At 63.2% G+C, this 19,118-nt stretch carries 16 protein-coding genes; 9 read left to right on the top strand and 7 right to left on the bottom strand.

Features of this window, described 5'->3' with window-relative positions:
• Position 1: 1 nt before the first annotated feature.
• Together MOQ06_RS22290 and entF are read left to right on the top strand one after the other, a co-directional pair.
• Complete coding sequence (locus tag MOQ06_RS22290; protein WP_242174847.1) at positions 2-214, top strand: MbtH family NRPS accessory protein; 213 nt, start codon at positions 2-4, stop codon at positions 212-214.
• A complete protein-coding gene (entF, locus tag MOQ06_RS22285) occupies positions 211-4,068 on the top strand; it encodes an enterobactin non-ribosomal peptide synthetase EntF (protein ID WP_242174845.1) in 3,858 nt (1,285 codons plus the stop codon). The genes MOQ06_RS22290 and entF overlap by 4 nt, the downstream gene beginning before the upstream one ends.
• Positions 4,069-4,158: 90 nt before the next feature.
• Here the strand turns inward: entF and fepC are convergent, their stop codons facing one another.
• From fepC to fepD, 3 genes are read right to left on the bottom strand one after another with little or no spacing between them, the layout of a single operon-like run.
• Positions 4,159-4,959: an iron-enterobactin ABC transporter ATP-binding protein gene (fepC, locus tag MOQ06_RS22280; RefSeq protein WP_242174843.1), complete on the bottom strand. Its 801-nt coding sequence runs from the start codon at positions 4,957-4,959 to the stop codon at positions 4,159-4,161.
• Entirely contained in the window at positions 4,956-5,945 is a 990-nt protein-coding gene (fepG, locus tag MOQ06_RS22275; RefSeq protein WP_242174883.1) for an iron-enterobactin ABC transporter permease, read from the bottom strand. The genes fepC and fepG overlap by 4 nt, the downstream gene beginning before the upstream one ends.
• Positions 5,945-6,949 carry a Fe(3+)-siderophore ABC transporter permease gene (fepD, locus tag MOQ06_RS22270; RefSeq protein ID WP_176610929.1) on the bottom strand — a complete coding sequence of 335 codons (1,005 nt, stop codon included), beginning with the start codon at positions 6,947-6,949 and terminating at the stop codon, positions 5,945-5,947. Before fepD ends, fepG begins: the two co-directional genes overlap by 1 nt.
• A 108-nt stretch (positions 6,950-7,057) precedes the next feature.
• Here fepD and entS point away from each other — a divergent pair, with 108 nt between their 5' ends.
• Entirely contained in the window at positions 7,058-8,305 is a 1,248-nt protein-coding gene (entS, locus tag MOQ06_RS22265) for an enterobactin transporter EntS (protein ID WP_176610928.1), read from the top strand.
• Positions 8,306-8,351: 46 nt separating this feature from the next.
• On the opposite strand, the gene fepB is transcribed toward entS, so the two are convergent.
• The gene (fepB, locus tag MOQ06_RS22260; protein WP_242174840.1) at positions 8,352-9,311 is read right to left on the bottom strand and encodes a Fe2+-enterobactin ABC transporter substrate-binding protein; all 960 of its coding nucleotides are present in this window, start codon (positions 9,309-9,311) and stop codon (positions 8,352-8,354) included.
• 188 nt (positions 9,312-9,499) lie between these two features.
• On the opposite strand from fepB, the gene entC reads away from it, so the two are divergent.
• The 5 genes from entC to entH are packed head-to-tail and all read left to right on the top strand — an operon-like array spanning position 9,500 to position 14,325.
• The gene (gene entC, locus MOQ06_RS22255; RefSeq protein WP_242174838.1) at positions 9,500-10,675 is read left to right on the top strand and encodes an isochorismate synthase EntC; all 1,176 of its coding nucleotides are present in this window, start codon (positions 9,500-9,502) and stop codon (positions 10,673-10,675) included.
• Between the two features lie 9 nt (positions 10,676-10,684).
• A complete protein-coding gene (gene entE, locus MOQ06_RS22250; protein ID WP_242174837.1) occupies positions 10,685-12,295 on the top strand; it encodes a (2,3-dihydroxybenzoyl)adenylate synthase EntE in 1,611 nt (536 codons plus the stop codon).
• 10 nt (positions 12,296-12,305) lie between these two features.
• Complete coding sequence (locus MOQ06_RS22245) at positions 12,306-13,160, top strand: isochorismatase (RefSeq protein ID WP_193356001.1); 855 nt, start codon at positions 12,306-12,308, stop codon at positions 13,158-13,160.
• Positions 13,160-13,912 (top strand): 2,3-dihydro-2,3-dihydroxybenzoate dehydrogenase EntA, encoded by a 753-nt coding sequence (gene entA / locus MOQ06_RS22240; protein WP_193356002.1) that lies wholly within the window; start codon positions 13,160-13,162, stop codon positions 13,910-13,912. Before MOQ06_RS22245 ends, entA begins: the two co-directional genes overlap by 1 nt.
• Entirely contained in the window at positions 13,912-14,325 is a 414-nt protein-coding gene (gene entH / locus MOQ06_RS22235; RefSeq protein WP_242174836.1) for a proofreading thioesterase EntH, read from the top strand. The genes entA and entH overlap by 1 nt, the downstream gene beginning before the upstream one ends.
• 134 nt (positions 14,326-14,459) lie before the next feature.
• Here entH and MOQ06_RS22230 read toward each other — a convergent pair whose 3' ends face one another.
• The 3 genes from MOQ06_RS22230 to MOQ06_RS22220 are packed head-to-tail and all read right to left on the bottom strand — an operon-like array spanning position 14,460 to position 16,742.
• A complete protein-coding gene (locus MOQ06_RS22230; protein WP_242174835.1) occupies positions 14,460-15,572 on the bottom strand; it encodes a M20 family metallopeptidase in 1,113 nt (370 codons plus the stop codon).
• Between the two features lie 13 nt (positions 15,573-15,585).
• A complete protein-coding gene (locus MOQ06_RS22225; protein ID WP_242174834.1) occupies positions 15,586-16,050 on the bottom strand; it encodes a YjiG family protein in 465 nt (154 codons plus the stop codon).
• Positions 16,047-16,742 carry a nucleoside recognition domain-containing protein gene (locus tag MOQ06_RS22220; protein WP_242174833.1) on the bottom strand — a complete coding sequence of 232 codons (696 nt, stop codon included), beginning with the start codon at positions 16,740-16,742 and terminating at the stop codon, positions 16,047-16,049. The genes MOQ06_RS22225 and MOQ06_RS22220 overlap by 4 nt, the downstream gene beginning before the upstream one ends.
• Before the next feature lie 268 nt (positions 16,743-17,010).
• Between MOQ06_RS22220 and cstA the strand changes: the two genes are divergently transcribed.
• Entirely contained in the window at positions 17,011-19,116 is a 2,106-nt protein-coding gene (gene cstA, locus MOQ06_RS22215) for a pyruvate/proton symporter CstA (protein ID WP_242174832.1), read from the top strand.
• Positions 19,117-19,118 lie beyond the last annotated feature (2 nt).

Below are 19,118 nucleotides of genomic sequence, written 5' to 3'. Positions count from 1 at the left end.
TATGGAATTCAGCAATCCTTTCGATAATCCGCAGGGGCAGTTCGCCATTTTGCAAAATGACCAGGGGCAGTACAGCCTGTGGCCGCAGCAGTGCGAATTGCCCGCAGGCTGGCGCGTGGTATGCGAGCCGCAGTCCCAGGAGGCGTGCCGGCAGTGGCTGGCTGAGCGCTGGCAAACGCTTGTCCCGTCCCATTTTGCGGGGGAGAGCGCATGAACCGTCTTCCTCTCGTCGCCGCCCAGCCGGGCATCTGGATGGCGGAACAGCTTTCCACCCTGCCGAATGCCTGGAGCGTGGCGCACTATACCGAGCTTAAGGGCGACATTGACGCGCCATTGCTGGCAAAAGCGATTGCTGAAGGCATGATGCAGGCCGATACCCTGCGGATGCGTTTTGCCGAGGATAACGGCGAGGTGTGGCAGTGGGTTGATGAAGCCATAACGCTGCCCGAGCCGTCCATCGTTCGCGTTGACTCTCACGAGGCCGCCGTGGCGCTGATGGAAAGCGATCTTAATCAGAACCTGCGCGTGGACGGCGGTCAGCCGCTGGCGTTTCACCAGCTGATTCAGGTCGGCGAGCGCCAGTGGTACTGGTATCAGCGCTATCACCATCTGGTGGTGGATGGCTTCAGCTTCCCGGCCATTACCCGCCAGATTGCCGCGATTTACGCCGCCTGGAAACGGGGCGAACCCGCGCCTGCCTCGCCGTTTACGCCGTTCGCTGAGGTGGTTGACGAGTATCAGCGCTATCGCGACAGCGAGGCTTATCAGCGCGACGGTACCTTCTGGGCCGGGCAGCGCAGGCAGCTTCCTCCTCCGGTCTCGCTCTCCTCCGCGCCGCTGCCGGGACGCGCCGCCACCACCGACATTCTGCGCCTGAAAATTGCAATGGACGGCCGCGCCTTCAGCCAGCTTGCGCAGGCGGCAGGACAGGCGCAGCGCACCGACCTGGCGCTTGCGCTGGTGGCGCTGTGGCTGGGCCGCCTGACCGGACGGCCGGACTACGCCGCCGGGTTTATCTTTATGCGCCGCATGGGCTCCGCCGCGCTGACCGCGACCGGCCCGGTGCTCAACGTGCTGCCGCTGGCGGTCAATATCAATCCGCAGGAGAGCCTGCCGGAGCTGGCGCTTCGCCTGGCGAACCAGCTGAAAAAAATGCGCCGCCATCAGCGCTATGACGCCGAGCAGATCGTGCGCGACAGCGGGCGTGCCGCAGGCGATGAAGCCCTGTTTGGCCCGGTGCTGAACGTCAAGGTATTCGATTATCAGCTGGATATCGACGGCGTGGAGGCCACCACCCACACGCTGGCCACCGGCCCGGTCAACGACCTGGAGCTGGCATTGTTCCCCGACGAGCAGGGCGGATTGAGCATCGAGGTCCTCGCCAATAAAGAGCGTTACGACGAGGCGACGCTTGCCCGCCACGTTTCGCGCCTGAACGCGATGCTGGCGCAGTTTGCCGCCAACCCGGACCTGCGCTGCGGTGAAGTGGAAACCGTTACAGAGCAGGAATACGCCCAGCTGGCGCGCATCAACGACACCGGGCTGGCGTTACCGTCCACCACGCTCGCGGATCTGGTGGCGGAGCAGGCGAGCAAAACCCCGGACGCCCCCGCGCTGGCGGATGCAAACGTTGAGCTGAGCTACCGCCAGATGCGCGAGCAGGTCGTCGCGCTGGCGAACCTGCTTCGCGAACGCGGCGTGAAGCCCGGCGACAGCGTGGCGGTGGCCCTGCCGCGCTCGGTATTTCTGACCCTGGCGCTGCACGGCATCGTCGAGGCAGGCGCCGCGTGGCTGCCGCTGGACACCGGCTACCCGGACGATCGCCTGCGGATGATGCTGGAGGACGCCAGGCCCTCGCTGCTGATTACCACCGACGAGCAGCTACCGCGCTTTAGCGATTTGCTGATTACGACGTTTAGTTACAACACACTGTTACCGACCGCAGGTGCTGAACCGCTGCGGCTGGCGAAGCCGGAGCAGACCGCGTACATCATCTTTACCTCCGGTTCGACGGGGCGTCCGAAAGGGGTGATGGTCGGCCATACCGCCATCGTTAACCGCCTGAAGTGGATGCAGGACAGCTACCCGCTGGCGGCGAATGACGTAGTGGCGCAGAAAACGCCGTGCAGCTTTGACGTGTCGGTCTGGGAGTTCTGGTGGCCGTTTATCGCCGGGGCGAAGCTGGTGATGGCCGAGCCGGACGCGCACCGCGATCCGCAGGCGATGCAGAGCTTCTTTGAACAGTACGGCGTGACGACGACCCACTTCGTGCCGTCGATGCTGGCGGCGTTTGTCGCCTCGCTGACGCCGGAAAACGTGGCGTGCTGCGCGTCGCTTAAGCAGGTGTTCTGCAGCGGCGAAGCGCTGCCTGCCGGGCTGTGCCGCGAGTGGGAATTGCTCACCCATGTGCCGCTGCACAACCTCTACGGCCCGACCGAAGCGGCGGTGGACGTCAGCTGGTATCCGGCATTTGGACCAGAGCTGGCGGCAGTTTCAGGCAACAGCGTGCCGATCGGCTTCCCGGTGTGGAACACGGGGCTGCGCATTCTGGACGCGATGATGCGCCCGGTGCCGTTTGGGGTGGCGGGGGATCTGTATCTCACCGGCATCCAGCTGGCGCAGGGGTATCTGGGCCGTCCCGACCTCACCGCCAGCCGCTTTATCGCCGATCCGTTTGCCCCCGGCGAGCGCATGTACCGCACCGGCGACGTTGCCCGCTGGCTGGACAATGGCGCGGTGGAATACCTAGGCCGCAGCGACGATCAGCTGAAAATTCGCGGCCAGCGCATCGAGCTTGGCGAAATCGACCGGGCGATGCTGTCGCTGCCGGACGTGGCTCAGGCCGTGGCGCACGCCTGCGTGTTCAACCAGGCGGCGGCAACGGGCGGCGATGCGCGCCAGCTGGTGGGGTATGTCGTCTCCGAATCGGGTCTGCCGCTGGATCGCGACGCGCTGCTGGAATCGCTGAAGGCACAGCTGCCGCCGCACATGGTGCCGGTGGTGCTGCTGCAAATCAGCGCGCTGCCGTTAAGCGCGAACGGCAAGCTCGACCGCAAGGCGCTGCCGCTGCCGGAGCTGACCAGCAAAACCTCCGGCCGCGCGCCGGAAGGCGAAACCGAAGTTACCGTGGCGCAGGCGTTCTCGGCGCTGCTGGGCTGCGAGGTGAACGATATCGAAGCCGACTTCTTTGCCCTCGGCGGCCACTCGCTGCTGGCGATGCGCCTGGCGGCACAGCTCAGCCGCGCGTTTAGCCGTAAGGTCACGCCGGGGCAGGTTATGGTCGCCTCTACGGTCAGCAAGCTTAGCGTCCTGCTGGACTCGCAGATGAGCGACGAGCAGGCGCAGCGTCTGGGGTATGAAACCCTGCTCCCGCTGCGCGAGAGCGACGGCCCGACGCTGTTTTGCTTCCATCCGGCGTCCGGCTTCGCCTGGCAGTTCAGCGTGCTGGCGCGCTATCTCAGCCCGCGCTGGTCTGTTACCGGCATTCAGTCGCCGCGCCCGGACGGGCCGATGCAGCAGTGCGCGGATCTGGATGGGGTGATCGAACATCATCTGAGCACGTTGCGTAAGCAGCAGCCGCAGGGGCCGTACTACCTGTTCGGCTATTCCCTCGGCGGCACGCTGGCGCAGGGGATTGCGGCGCGTCTGCGCGAGCAGGGCGAAACCGTAGCGTTCCTCGGCCTGCTGGACACCTGGCCGCCGGAAACCCAGAACTGGGCGGAGAAAGAGGCCAACGGCCTCGACCCGGAGGTGCTGGCAGAGATCGAGCGCGAGCGTCAGGCGTTTATTGCCGCCCAGCAGGGGCAGGGCTCCAGCGCGCTGTTTAACGCCATTGAGGGCAACTACGCCGACGCGGTGCGGCTGCTCACCACGGCACGCAGCTCACGCTTTGACGGAAAAGCGACGCTGTTCGTTGCCGAACGCACGCGAACGATGGATCCGCAGGTCGCGTGGGCGCCGTGGGTGGGTGAACTGGAGGTGTACAGCCAGGACTGCGCCCACGTGGATATCATTTCACCGCAGGCGTTTGAGAAGATAGGACCGGTGTTGAAGGAGATTTTGGGATAATTGTTCCCCTCACCCCAGCCCTCTCCCCAAAGGGGAGAGGGTGTAATCGTCCCCTCGCCCCTTTGGGGAGAGGGTCAGGGTGAGGGGCCATCAGACCGCATGCTTGCCCAACGGCACCACCAGCGGCGTGCCCGCCACCGGATCGTCAATAATCATGCAGCGCATGCCGTAGATCCGCTCGATCAGCTCTGGCGTCACAATCTCCTTCGGCGCGCCCTGCGCCACAATCTCGCCGTCGCGCAAGGCAATCAGATGCGTGGCGTAGCGGCACGCCTGATTCAAATCATGCAGCACCGCCGCCAGGGTATAGCCCTGCGTGCGGTTCAGCTCGCTCAGCAGCTCCAGCAGGTCAATCTGATGGCTGATGTCCAGCCAGGTCGTCGGCTCGTCCAGCAGCATGATGGAGGTTTCCTGCGCCAGCACCATCGCGATCCACGCCCGCTGCCGCTGTCCGCCGGAGAGGGTGTCCACGCTTTGCAGGGCGAGATCGGTAATCCCCGTCGCCCGCATCGCGCGGTTCACCGCCTCGTCATCTTCCCTGCGCCAGCGGGTAAACAGCGGATGGTGCGGATAGCGTCCGCGCGAAACCAGCTCCTGCACCGTGATATCCCCCGGCGTGGTGGCGTTCTGCGCCAGCAGCCCGATGCGCCGCGCCACCTCTTTGTTGGCGAAGCGCTGGATCTGCTCGCCGTCGAGAAATACGCTGCCCTCAGCCGGGGCCATCAGGCGGCTCAGGGTGCGCAGCAGCGTCGATTTACCGCAGCCGTTCGGGCCGATGATCGCCGTAAAGTGGCCGTCAGGTACGGAGACGGTCAAATCACGGGCAATGATTTTTTTGCCGTAGGCGAGGGTGAGGTTTTCGCCGCGCAAGCGGGTGGTTGAGTCTGTCATTTCTTGCGTGACTCCTGAACGAGCAAAACGATAAGGTAAATTCCGCCGAGGCTGACGGTCACCACGCCTACCGGAAGTTGATAAGGCATAAACAGCCGCTGGGCGCAGAGATCGGCAGCCAGCAGTAACGTCGCCCCGCACAGCGCGGCCTGGGTTAACCCCCAGCGCGCCGTACCGCTAAGACGCCGCGCAATGTGCGGGGCGACCAGGGCGATAAACGAGATCGGTCCGGCAATCGCGGTGGAGGCCGCGGTGAGCAGCACGGCCACCAGCATCAGCATCAGGCGCGAACGCTCTACCCCCACGCCCAGCGCGCAGGCGGTGTCGTCGCCCATCTCCAGCAGCCGCATGCGCCGCACCAGCAGCAGCGCGGCTATAAACATCAGCAAAATCAGCGGCGCGGCGGGCCAGGTTTTGCCCCACGTCAGGCCGTTGAGGGAACCGGCATACCACAGCCCGGCCGAGAGCGCGGTTTCCAGCGAGGCCTGCAGTAAAAGCCAGGTGTTAAAGGCCATCAGCATCGCGCGCACGCCGATACCGATAATGATCAGGCGGAAGGTGTCGATGCCGTTGCGCCAGGCAAGCAGCCAGATAGCCAGCGACGTGACAATGCCGCCGGCCATCGCCGTAAAGGTGATGGCCGTCAGGTGCTGGCCAAACAGCACCATCGCCACCAGCACGCCGCTCCAGGCTCCGGTATTGAGGCCCATCACGTCCGGGCTGCCGAGCGGGTTGCGCATCAGCGACTGGAAAATCGCGCCGCTGACGCCGAGTGCCGCGCCCACCAGAATGGCCATCGCCACGCGCGGCAGTCGCCACTCCGTCACCACCAGGGTGATATTGCGCGGCGCGCTGCCGGTGAGGGCGTGAAGGACCTGCGCGAAATCGAGCGTGACGGCGCCGCTTTGCAGGCTCCAGACCGCCAGCAGCAGCAGGGCCATGACCAGCAGGGAGACGCTGGTGACCAGGCGACGGGACGGGGCCATCATGCGCCACCTCCGCGTCTGCGTCGTACCAGGAAGATCAGCACCGGCGCGCCGATAAAGGCGCTCACCACCGAGACGCGCAGCTCTCCGGGCACCAGCAGGCGGCCCAGCACGTCGGCAAACAGCAGCAGGGCCGGGGTGGCCAGCAGCGTCACCGGCAGCGACCAGCGGTGATCCGCCCCCACCAGCCAGCGCGCCACGTGCGGCATCATCAGGCCGATAAAGGCAATCGGACCGACCACGGCGGTCGCGCTGCCGCACAGCACGGTGATGGCGAGCAGGCCAGTCAGCTGCGTGCGCGCCACGCGGTTACCGAGCGCGGTAGCGGTGTCGCTGCCGAGGCTCAGGCTGTTCAGCGCCCGGCTTAAGCACAGCGCCACGGCGGCGGCAATCATCACCGGAATAACCACCACCTTTAGCGTATCCAGGGTGCGAATATCCAGCGAACCGGCCTGCCAGAAGCGCAGCTGGTCGTAGACGTCCGGGTTGAGCAGGGCGATGCCGTTCGATAAGCCTTCCAGCACCGCCGCGAGCGCTACGCCCGCCAGGGTTAAGCGCACCGGGCTCAGCTGCCCGCCGCCCTGGCTGCCGGTAAAGGCGACCACCAGCGAGGCGGCCAGCGCGCCGCAGAAGGCCATCACCAGCTGTTCAGAGGGTGACGTTAATCCGAACAGCGCCGCGCCGAGCACGATGGCAAAGCTGGCGCCGGAATTGACGCCGAGAATGCCGGGGTCCGCCAGCGGGTTTCGGGTAAGGGTTTGCATCAGGGCACCGGCAAGCCCGAGCGCGCCGCCGGCCAGCAGTCCCGCAAGGGTGCGGGGCAGGCGAGCGTCGAGCACGATGGTGCAGTCGGCGCTCTGGCAGGTACCGGAGAGCGCATCGACAATAACGGACGCGGGCAGCGGCCTGGCGCCGACCAGCAGGCTGAGTGCAATCGCAAGGATTAGCAGTAGCAATAACGCGGGCACGGCAACGGCGCGCACCGCAGAAGAGGAAAACGACATAGCAACATCCATGATTTGATAATGATAGTGATTATCGTTATCTATCTTATTTGGCTATGTTAGCATGTGCGCCCATGGAATTGGTAGAAATAGACTCAAGGCCTTGTCATGAATCAAAAATCCTGGCTGCTTAACCTCAGCCTGCTCAAGACGCACCCGGCATTTCGCGCCGTCTTTATCGCCCGCTTTATCTCCATTTTATCCCTCGGCCTGCTCGGCGTTGCCGTGCCCGTGCAGATCCAGGCCATGACCCACTCCAGCTGGCTGGTGGGGTTATCCGTGACCTTAACCGGCGGGGCGATGTTTATCGGCCTGATGGTCGGCGGCGTGCTGGCGGACCGCTACGAGCGTAAAAAGCTGATCCTGCTGGCGCGCGGCACCTGCGGCGTGGGCTTTATCGGGCTGTGCCTGAACGCCATGCTGCCGGAGCCGTCGCTGATTGCCATTTACGCGCTCGGCCTGTGGGACGGCTTTTTTGCTTCGCTGGGCGTAACGGCGCTGCTGGCGGCCACGCCCGCGCTGGTCGGGCGCGAGAATCTGATGCAGGCCGGAGCGATCACCATGCTCACCGTGCGCCTCGGCTCGGTGATTTCGCCGATGGTTGGCGGATTATTGCTGGCAACCGGCAGCGTGGCGTGGAACTACGGCCTGGCGGCGGCGGGAACGTTTATTACCACCCTGACGCTGCTGCGTCTGCCGCTGCTGCCCCCTCCGCCGCAGCCGCGCGAGCATCCGCTTAAATCCCTGATGGCGGCAATCCGCTTTCTGTTCAGCAGCCCACTCATCGGCGGCATTGCGCTGCTCGGCGGCCTGCTGACGATGGCGAGCGCCGTGCGCGTGCTATACCCGGCGCTGGCGGGCGAGTGGCGGATGAGCGCCTCGGAGATTGGCGTGCTGTACGCCGCCATTCCGCTCGGGGCAGCGTTCGGGGCGCTCACCAGCGGCAATCTGGCGCAGAGCGCGCGCCCGGGCTTGATTATGCTGGTCGCAACCCTGGCCTCGTTTATCGCCATCGGCTTCTTCAGCCTGATGCCGGTCTGGGCGCTGGGGGTTCTGTGTCTGGTCATTTTTGGCTGGCTGAGCGCTATCAGCTCTCTTCTACAGTACACCCTGATCCAGACCCAGACGCCGGAAGGGATGCTCGGGCGCATTAACGGCCTGTGGACCGCGCAGAACGTGACGGGCGATGCCATTGGCGCGGCGATCCTCGGCGGGCTGGGGGCGATAATGACCCCGGTAGCCTCGGCGAGCAGCAGCGGGTTTGTACTGGCGATTGTCGGCGTGATTTTGCTGGTGGTATTAGCGGAATTGCGGCGGTTCAGGCAGGAGGTTGTATTGAACGACGGTGCAGCCTGATGCCCTCACCCCGGCCCTCTCCCGCGGGGAGAGGGAGGGAAAAGGCCTATTTAAATAATGCGTTTAATCTCTCTAACACCAGCATCGCGCTGTAATAATCCAGGCGGAACGTCTCCGTTCCCAGCGCCCAGACGCGCTTGTTTTTCACCGAAGGCAGATGCGCCAGCAGCGGGTTGGCATAAATCGCGTCCACGTCTTTCTGGTCACCGGCAAACACAAACAGCCCTTCGCCGTTCAGCCCCGTTGCCAGGTTTTCACCGCCCAGCTGAATAATGTCGTGGCGCTTGCCCTGGCTTTTGGAGGTGTGCAGCCCGGCAGGCAGGTCCGCCAGCGTGAAGCCCAGCTGGTGCAAAAGCTTGCCCTGCGCCGATTCGGTGGTCCAGAGGTTAGCGCTGTGCGCGGCGGCGGTGTAGACGATAGCGTTTACCGGCTGCGGCGGCAGCGTCATCTGCTGCTTCACCTGCGCGAGCTGCTTATCGAAGGCGGCAACGCGTTCGGCGGCCTGCTTTTCGTGTCCGGTAAGGGTGCCGAGCTGCGTCAGCAGTTCCTGCCAGCTTTTGTCGTCGTAGTTGATGACGAGCGTCGGGGCGATGGCGGAGAGCTGATCGTAGAGCGCCAGCGCGGAATCCCCGCCGGTGGCGCTAATTAGAATCAGGTCCGGCATCTGGGCGGCCACTGCTTCCGCGCTCGGCTCGCCAATGTACAGACGGGCAACCTTGCGCTGCTTTGCAATCTCGCCCCACTGGCGCAGGAAGCCCTGCGCGTCCGCAACGCGGTTGTTGGGCGTGGTGGCGCCGCTGGCGATAACCGGGGCGTCAATCGCCAGCAGGGAGCCGGTTAAGGTCACGCTGGTGGAGACAATGCGCGTCGGTTTGCTCTCAAGGGTGTGCACGCCGCGGCTGTCGGTGACCTGACGCGGCCAGTCGGCGGCGGCTGCTGAGGTTAGTCCTAAAACAAAAAGTCCTGTCAAAAGAAGGGCATTACGGCAAACGGCAGCGAATTTCACAGAGCGGCATCCTGTTTTTACTGAAGATAATGCTTCTCATTTTCATGGTTGCGGATAAGGGATGCAAGCATTTGTCGCACAAGTTGTTTGCCCGGCGGTTGACAGCGGGGCGCTGTGGGATTAGGTTAGCCGACGAAAATATAAATGATAATCATTATTGCTTCTTTTATCATTTTGAGGAGGATGATATGGACACGTCCCTGGCTGAGGAAGTTCAGCACACCGCGACCGCGCTGCAATCAGACAGCTTTTTCTTTATGTCGCCTTACCGCAGTTTTACCACCTCAGGCTGTTTTGCCCGCTTCTCCGAATCCGCCGTCGGCGGAGACGACCCGTCGGGTCACTTCCAGCAGAAATTGGCTCAGGCTTTCCGTCACGCGAAAGACAGCGGCATTGCTCACCCGGTGATGGTAGGGGCAATTCCCTTCGATACCCGCAAACCCTCGTCGCTGTTTATTCCGCAATGCTGGCAGACCTTTTCGCGCCCGGCGCGCCAGCAGTCGGCACGCTACGCCTCCGGCGCACAGACGCTGAACGTCCGGCAGCGCACCGAAATTCCGCCGCAGCCGGTTTTCGAAGAGATGGTATCCCGCGCCGCGGCGCTGACCGCCACACCGCAGGTGAACAAGGTCGTGCTGTCGCGCCTGATTGATATCGCCACTGACAGGCGAATCGATAGCGGCGTGCTGATGGAGCGTCTTATCGCCCAGAACCCGGCCAGCTTCAACTTCCACGTGCCGCTGGAAGACGGCGGCGTGCTGCTGGGCGCCAGCCCGGAGCTGCTGCTGCGCAAAGAGGGTGCCCGCTTTAGCTCGCTGCCGCTGGCAGGCTCCGCGCGCCGTCAGCCTGACGACGTGCTGGATCGCGAGGCGGGCACTAAGCTGCTGGCCTCCGAAAAGGACCGCCACGAGCACGACCTGGTGACGCAGGCGATGAAGGCCGTTCTGGAGCCGCGCAGCCATCATCTGAGCATGCCCGCGTCCCCGCAGCTCATTACCACGCCGACGCTGTGGCATCTGGCGACGCCGGTAGAGGGTGAAGCGCGTGAAAACGAGAACGCCCTGACGCTGGCCTGCCTGCTGCACCCGACGCCAGCCCTGAGCGGTTTCCCGCACCAGGCGGCAAAAGAGCTGATTGCCGAACTGGAGCCGTTCGACCGCGAGCTGTTCGGGGGCATCGTCGGCTGGTGCGACAGCGAAGGTAACGGCGAGTGGGTGGTGACTATCCGCTGCGCGCGTCTGCACCAGAATACCGTTCGCCTGTTTGCCGGGGCGGGTATCGTGCCGGCCTCCTCGCCGGTGGGCGAGTGGCGCGAAACCGGCGTGAAGCTCTCCACCATGCTCAACGTTTTTGGTTTGCACTAAGGAATACCCATGACCATCCCCTTTACCCGCTGGCCTGAGGATTTTGCCCGCCGCTACCGTGAGAAAGGCTACTGGCAGGATCTGCCGCTGACCCACATTCTGACGGATCGCGCGGACAGCGATGCGGTCGCGATTATCGACGGCGATCGTCACATTACCTACCGCGCGTTTCATCAGGCGGTGAACAACCTGGCGTCTGCCCTTCAGGCGCAGGGGCTGCACCGCGGCGAAACCGCGCTGGTGCAGCTCGGCAACGTGGCCGAGTTTTACGTTACCTTTTTCGCGCTGCTGCAGATTGGCGTCGCGCCGGTCAACGCGCTCTTTAGCCATCAGCGCAGCGAGCTGAACGCCTACGCGGCGCAGATCAGGCCCGCCGTACTGATTGCCGACCGCGGCCACGCGCTGTTCGCGGGCGATGAGTTCCTCAACGCTTTCGTGGATGAACACCGCTCGGTGCGCGTGGTGCTGCTGCGCGGTGACAGGGCCGAACATGCGCTGGAGGCGGCGATTGCCCGCCCGGCGGACAATTTTATCCCCAACCCCACGCCTGCCGACGAGGTGGCGTTCTTCCAGCTCTCCGGCGGCAGCACCGGCACGCCGAAGCTGATCCCGCGCACGCATAACGACTACGACTACAGCATTCGTCGCAGCAACGAGATCTGCGGCATTACCGCCGAAACCCGTTACCTGAACGCGCTCCCGGCAGCGCATAACTACGCCATGAGCTCGCCGGGATCGCTAGGCGTGTTCACGGCGGGCGGCTGCGTGGTGCTGGCGAACGATCCGAGCGCCACGCTCTGCTTCCCGCTGATCGAACAGCACCAGATTAACGTCACCTCGCTGGTACCGCCGGCGGTAAGCCTGTGGCTGCAGGCGATTGCCGACGGGGCGGGAAATGCGCAGCTTGCGTCGCTGAAGCTGCTCCAGGTGGGCGGGGCAAGGCTTTCCGCCACGCTCGCCGCGCGTATTCCGGCGGAAATAGGCTGCCAGCTGCAGCAGGTGTTCGGCATGGCGGAAGGGCTGGTGAACTACACCGCGCTCGACGACGCGCCGGAACGCATCATCAACACCCAGGGCCGTCCGATGTGCCCGGATGACGAAGTGTGGGTGGCGGACGAGCACGGCAACCCGCTGCCGCGCGGTGAGGTCGGGCGTCTGATGACCCGGGGCCCGTATACCTTCCGCGGCTATTTCAACAGCCCGGAACACAACGCCAGCGCCTTTGACGCCAACGGCTTTTACTGCTCCGGCGATCTGATCGCCATTGACGAGCAGGGGTACATCACCGTGCAGGGGCGCGAGAAGGATCAGATCAACCGCGGCGGGGAGAAGATCGCCGCCGAAGAGATCGAAAACCTGCTGCTGCGCCATGACGCGGTGATCCACGCCGCGCTGGTGAGCATGGAGGACAGCCTGCTGGGCGAGAAGAGCTGCGCGTATCTGGTGGTGAAACAGCCCCTGCGTGCGGTCGAGGTGCGCCGCTTCCTGCGCGAGCAGGGCGTTGCCGAATTTAAACTGCCGGACCGCGTGGAAAGCGTGGACGCGCTTCCGCTAACGCCGGTCGGCAAAGTCGATAAAAAACAGTTGCGCCTGTGGCTCGCTGAACGCGCCCGGGGCTGAGGAACAGAGAATGGCCATTCCAAAATTATCCGCATACGCGCTGCCAACCGCCGCAGACCTGCCGACTAACAAGGTGAACTGGGCGTTTGAGCCGGAGCGCGCCGCGCTGCTGATCCACGATATGCAGGAATATTTCCTGAACTTCTGGGGCGAAAACAGCGCGATGATGCAGCAGGTGGTGGCGAACATCGCCAGACTTCGCGCATTTTGCAAGGAACACCATATCCCGGTGTACTACACCGCGCAGCCGAAAGAGCAGAGCGATGAGGATCGCGCCCTGCTGAACGACATGTGGGGGCCGGGCCTGACCCGCTCGCCGGAGCAGCAGCGCATCGTAGCCGAACTGACCCCGGACGAAGCGGACACCGTGCTGGTGAAGTGGCGCTACAGCGCGTTTCACCGATCGCCGCTGGAGCAGATGCTGAAAGAGACCGGCCGCAACCAGCTGCTGATCACCGGCGTTTATGCCCACATCGGCTGCATGACCACCGCCACCGACGCCTTTATGCGCGACATCAAGCCGTTCTTTATCGCCGACGCGCTGGCGGATTTCACCCGCGACGAGCACCTGATGTCGCTGAAATACGTGGCCGGGCGCTCGGGCCGCGTGGTGATGACCGACGAACTGCTGCCGTCCGTACCGGCGACCAAAGCGGCGCTGCGTGAGCTGATCCTGCCGCTGCTGGACGAGTCCGACGAGCCGATGGATGACGAAAACCTGATCGACTACGGTCTGGACTCGGTGCGCATGATGGCGCTGGCCGCCCGCTGGCGCAAAGTGCACGGCGATATCGACTTCGTGATGCTGGCAAAAAATCCTACCCTCGATGCCTGGTGGGCGCTGCTCTCCCGCGAGGTGAAGTGATGAGCTTTGACTTCACGGGTAAAACCGTCTGGGTGACGGGCGCGGGCAAAGGCATTGGCTATGCGACCGCGCGGGCGTTTGCGGAGGCGGGCGCGCGGGTGACCGGGTTCGACATGGCCTTCCCGCAGGGCGATTATCCGTTTGCCACCGAGACGCTGGACGTAGCGAATGCCGCGCAGGTAAGTGAGGTGTGCGGGCGCCTGCTGGTCTCGCTTGAACGTCTGGACGTGCTGGTCAACGCCGCCGGCATTCTGCGCATGGGGGCCACGGACCAACTCTCGCAGGAGGACTGGCAGCAGACGTTTGCGGTCAACGTTGGCGGCGCGTTTAACCTGTTCCAGCAGACGATGGGCCAGTTCCGCCGTCAGCAGGGCGGAGCGGTGGTGACGATAGCCTCAGACGCGGCGCATACGCCCCGCATCGGCATGAGCGCGTATGGCGCCTCGAAAGCGGCGCTCAAAAGCCTGGCCCTGACCGTCGGGCTGGAGCTGGCAGGCAGCGGCGTGCGCTGTAACCTGGTGTCGCCCGGCTCAACGGATACCGACATGCAGCGTACCCTGTGGAAAAGCGACGACGCGGAACAGCAGCGCATTCGCGGCTTCGGCGAGCAGTTTAAGCTCGGCATTCCGCTCGGCAAAATCGCCCGTCCGCAGGAGATTGCCGCCACCGTGCTGTTCCTTGCGTCCGACGCCGCCAGCCATATCACCCTGCAGGATATCGTGGTGGACGGCGGCTCCACGCTGGGGGCGTAATGATCTGGAAACGTCATTTATCGCTTGAGGCGCTGAACGCCACCAGCCAGAACACCATGGTGGCGCATCTGGGCATCGTCTATTCCCGCCTCGGGGACGACACGCTGGAAGCCGAGATGCCGGTGGATGCGCGCACCCACCAGCCGTTTGGCCTGCTGCACGGCGGCGCGTCGGCGGCGCTGGCGGAAACGCTGGGATCGATGGCCGGTTTTCTGATGACCCGCGAGGGGCAGAACGTAGTGGGCACGGAGCTGAACGCCACACATCACCGCGCGGTGTCTCAGGGAAAGGTGCGCGGCGTTTGTCAGCCGCTGCATCTGGGACGTTCCAGCCAGAGCTGGGAGATTGTGGTGTTCGACGAGCAGGGACGGCGGTGCTGCACGTGCCGGTTGAGTACGATGGTGCTGGGTTAATTTTGTGCGGCCTGTTGCCCCACCCCTCACCCCGGCCCTCTCCCCAAAGGGGCGAGGGAGAAAAGAGGGAGCTGAGCCGTCCCCTCTCCCCTTTGAGGAGAGGGTTAGGGTTAGGGTGAGGGGTAGGGAAAACCTTACAGCATCGAAACGACCCGCTTCAGTAACCGAATTCTCGGCGCAATCGACGCTTTATCCAGCCACTCCGCCGGGCTGTGGAACCCGGCGCCAATCGGCCCTAGGCCGTCGAGCGTCGGGATGCCGAGCGCGGCGGTGTGGTTGGCATCGCTGCCGCCGCCGACCGCCTGCCAGGTAATGGTGATACCTTCCTCCTTTCCGGCCGCTTCAACCAGACGCATCAGCGCCTGAGTGTCTTCACTCGCGGCCATCGCCGGTTTATGGTTAACCCGCGTCAGCGTGGTGGTCACGCCGTCTGAAAAGCCTTTTTCGCATAATGCTTCAAGCGCCTGGTTCACCCGGTTGTACTCGTCGTTTTCCCAGAAGCGGACGTCCAGTTCGGCCACGGCGTGGTCCGCCACCACGTTGGCCGCGCTGCCGCCCTGTATAACGCCGACGTTCAGCGTGGTGCCGCGATCCCAGTCCGTCAGGGCACTGATAGCGATAATGCTGTTTGCCAGCGCGGTAATCGCAGAGCGGCCTTTCTCCGGGTCGTTACCCGCGTGCGCCGCCACGCCGCTGAACGTCAGGTGATAGCCCGCCATCCCCTTACGCGCTTTCACCAGCGAGCCGTCCGCTCTGGCGGCTTCGCATACCAGCACGCAGCGGGAACGTTTAGCCAGCTCGCCGATCCATTCGTGGGAGTAGACCGAGCCGGTCTCTTCATCCGGGTTCATCGCCACGGCAATAGCCAGCCGATCTTTGTCTGCGGCATCAAGCTCGCGCATCGCCCACAGTATATTCAGAAGTCCGCTCTTCATATCCGAGACGCCGGGGCCGTACAGCCGGGTATCGTCTTCGCTCATCGGGCGCCCGGCGACGGTGCCGGGGGCAAACACGGTATCCAGATGCCCCACCAGCAGCACGTCAAACCGTTCAGCCTGAGGTTTGTTGCTGACAAACACGCCGGGACCAACCTTTTCGCCAAGATCTACCCGTTCGGTATGCCAGCCTTCGCGCTGCCACAGCTGCTGCATGATGTCCGCCACGGTTGCGACACCCGCAAGGGTCTGGGTGCCGCAGTCCACGTTCACAAGGGTCTTCAGCTCTGTAATATAATCATCAAGTTTCATATTCACGTCCTGTTCAGAGAATAATGCGCATCAACAGCATGGCTAAGAAAGCGTTGATCACCGAGATGGCGATCATCAGCGGAATACGTTTGGCGCGCGTGCCGATCACGCCCAGAATGCGGCCCAGGTACTGCACCTGCGAGCCCATCAGGTAGATAGCGGGCGCCAGGATAGCCAGGTGCTCGCCGGTAAGAATGCCCTTATCAAACAGGCCGATGGCAACGCCGATCCCGCCGCCCATCGACATCCAGCCGCCAATCAGCACGGCGGCGGCCTCACCCGGCAGGCCAAACAGCCCCATTAGCGGAGCGAAGACCAGGCCCAGCCCTTTTAGGGCTCCGGTAATTTCCAGCGCCTTGATGATGATAAACGCCATCACCACGTTGGGCAGGGTGCTGCTGGTGGCGATGCCCCAGCCTTTGCGCGCGCCTTCTATAAACACATCGGTAATGACGGGATTAGACTGTGGGGCGCTCATGCGGCGTCTCCTTTACCGGTGAAGGACAGGATCAATCGCAGCAGATTTGCACCCACGATTTTCATGATGAACATGACGGCGATACAGGCCCCGATGGAGGCGGGAACCGCTGCCGTGCCGTCTGCGGCCACCAGCGTAAAGAGGATTGCACCCGATGAGAAAAAGTTGGTGATCATCGCTCCGGCAGAGAACTGGAACATAGCGAAGACGTCTTTCTCTTTTTCGCTGATTTGCCCTTCATCAGACAGGTTTCGGGTGAGGGACGCGCCCACGTCGGTGCTTTGCAGGCTGCCAATCAGCGCCAGCCCGGCGGTACCGGGAATACCCAGCAGCGGGCGCAGCAGAGGGGTTAAGAGTCTGCGGGCGGCACGGAGCGCGCCGTAGTGCTCCAGCACGTTGATCGTCCCCAGCGCAAACATGACCGCCGGAATTAAACCAAGCGCGAAGAGAAAACCGTCCATCGCGCCGCTGCCGCCGACGCCGCGAAAGGCGCTGCTGGACGTCGTTAGCGTGCCGTCGTCCAGACTGGCTTTGCTGACCACTTTGCCAAACGCGCCGTTGAGGGTGGTGAAATCAAAGACGCCATACCACTCTTTTCCGCCCAGCAGGCCGGAGAAGAAAACGGCTGCAAACGCCAGCGCGAAGTACGCGCCGGGCCCGACCTTACTATCCTGAGGTACTGAACTGTTCATATCCTTTTCCTTGTATGCACGCGATTGCGCAGGATCATTCTGGCGAGGTTATGACCAAAAAAAATGATACAAATCATTCCGTAAGACGGTGCCTGGACGAAAAAGGCAAAAGTGTGACCGAGGACGTCACGAAAGTGATCGGCTTAACACTGTGGTGTAAATCTCTGGTTTGACCACGCATTATTGCGTTTCAAAGTTGTTAAATCTTATCCGTTGTTCTAGAAACAAAATGTAACATCTCACCGTTTCACAACACCGGACAACAGCTATGAATAACTCAGGGAAATACCTTACATGGGCGGTGCTCTCCGTTGTGGGAGCCTTTGCCCTGGGCTATATCGCCCTCAACCGGGGGGAGCAGATCAATGCGCTCTGGATCGTCGTTGCCTCCGTCTGCATTTATCTGATTGCGTATCGTTTTTATGGCCGCTATATCGCGAAGAACGTCTTAGGGGTTGATGCCACGCGCATGACGCCCGCGGTCCGTCATAACGACGGGCTGGACTACGTGCCGACCGATAAAAAGGTGCTGTTCGGTCACCACTTCGCGGCCATCGCCGGAGCGGGCCCGCTGGTGGGGCCGGTGCTGGCGGCGCAGATGGGCTACCTGCCGGGAATGATCTGGATCCTGGCGGGCGTGGTGCTGGCGGGCGCGGTGCAGGACTTTATGGTGCTGTTCGTCTCCACCCGCCGCGACGGCCGTTCTCTGGGTGAGCTGGTGAAAGAGGAGATGGGCGCAACGGCAGGGGTGATTGCGCTGGTGGCCACCTTTATGATCATGGTGATCATCCTTGCGGTGCTGGCGATGATCGTGGTGAAGGCGCTAACCCACAGCCCGTGGGGGACGTATACCGTAGCCTTCACCATTCCGCTGGCGCTGTTTATGGGGATCTACATCCGCTACCTGCGCCCGGGGCGCATTGGTGAAGTGTCGGTGATTGGCCTGGTGTTCCTCGTGTTCGCCATTATCTCCGGCGGCTGGGTAGCGGAAAGCCCGACCTGGGCACCGTTCTTCGACTTTACCGGCGTACAGCTGACATGGATGCTGGTGGGCTACGGCTTCGTGGCGGCGGTGCTGCCGGTGTGGCTGCTGCTGGCCCCGCGCGACTATCTCTCAACGTTCCTGAAAATCGGTACCATCGTCGGGCTGGCGATCGGCATTCTGATTATGCGCCCGACCCTGACCATGCCTGCGCTGACTAAGTTCATCGACGGCACCGGCCCGGTCTGGACCGGCAACCTGTTCCCGTTCCTGTTTATCACCATCGCCTGCGGCGCGGTCTCCGGCTTCCACGCGCTGATTGCCTCGGGCACTACGCCGAAGATGCTGGCGAATGAAAATCAGGCCTGCCTGATCGGCTACGGCGGCATGCTGATGGAGTCCTTCGTGGCGATCATGGCGCTGGTCTCCGCCTGCATTATCGATCCAGGCGTCTACTTCGCGATGAACAGCCCGATGGCGGTGCTGGCCCCGGCCGGAACCGTTGACGTGGTTGCCTCTGCCGCACAGGTGGTGAGCGGCTGGGGCTTTGCGATTACCCCTGAAACGCTGACGCATATCGCTAACGAGGTGGGCGAGCAGTCGATTATCTCCCGAGCGGGCGGGGCGCCTACGCTTGCGGTAGGCATGGCCTACATTCTCCACGGCGCGCTGGGCGGGCTGATGGACGTGTCGTTCTGGTATCACTTCGCCATTCTGTTTGAAGCGCTGTTTATCCTGACGGCGGTGGATGCGGGTACCCGAGCGGCGCGCTTTATGCTCCAGGATCTGCTGGGGGTGATCTCCCCGAACCTGAAGCGCACCGATTCGCTTCCGGCTAACCTGCTGGCGACGGCGCTGTGCGTGCTGGCGTGGGGCTACTTCCTGCATCAGGGGGTGGTGGATCCGCTGGGCGGGATTAACACCCTCTGGCCGCTGTTCGGTATCGCCAACCAGATGCTGGCGGGCATGGCGCTGATGCTCTGCGCGGTGGTGCTGTTCAAGATGAAGCGCCAGCGTTACGCGTGGGTGGCGCTGGTGCCTACCGCGTGGCTGCTGATCTGTACCCTGACGGCGGGCTGGCAGAAAGCCTTCAGCCCGGACAACAAGGTGGGCTTCCTGGCGATTGCTAACAAGTTCCAGGCGATGATCGACAGCGGCGCGATCCCGCCGCAGTATACGGAGTCGCAGCTGTCGCAGCTGGTGTTTAACAACCGTCTGGATGCCGGGCTGACCATCTTCTTTATGGTGGTGGTTGTGGTGCTGGCATTGTATTCTCTCAAAACCGCGCTGGCGGCGCTGAAAGTCGACAAGCCGACGGCGAAAGAGACACCGTATGAGCCGATGCCTGAAAACCTGGACGAGATTGTGAGCCAGGCTAAAGGGGCGCATTAATT

It is taken from the genome of Enterobacter sp. I4 (assembly GCF_022669095.1).
GTDB classification, from domain to species: domain Bacteria; phylum Pseudomonadota; class Gammaproteobacteria; order Enterobacterales; family Enterobacteriaceae; genus Enterobacter; species Enterobacter pasteurii.
This window is presented reverse-complemented; position numbering and strand designations above follow the sequence as displayed.